Below are 320 nucleotides of genomic sequence, written 5' to 3' on the forward strand. Positions count from 1 at the left end.
CAGCACCTCAACCTGCCGTAACTTCACGACAATCTCTTCGGGCTTGGGTCTCTTAATCGCCATTCTTGGTCCTCCGCTTTCCTAACTATAAGGGCGGACCACTTCAAAGGGGGAGGCTCAATGAAGCGAAAGCAGAGCTTGTTGCTCAACCCTCTTGATCGCGACAAAGCGCATTGTCGGACGCGTCACTGCTTCACAAATGGCCGCCGCATCGATGGCATCTGACTTACCGCGTTTGACGTATGGTTTGACATATATCGGCGGAATTAGTCGGACTTCATGACCCAACGCTGTCAACTCCCGCGCCCAGTGGTGCGCAC

The 320-nt window shown here is 54.1% G+C and carries 1 pseudogene; it reads right to left on the minus strand.

Annotated elements, in window-relative coordinates:
* Positions 1-120 precede the first annotated feature (120 nt).
* Positions 121-320: pseudogene (locus AB4874_RS19935) on the minus strand (IS110 family transposase); the annotation flags it as partial.

This window comes from Thioclava arctica (genome assembly GCF_040892615.1).
Lineage (GTDB): Bacteria > Pseudomonadota > Alphaproteobacteria > Rhodobacterales > Rhodobacteraceae > Thioclava > Thioclava arctica.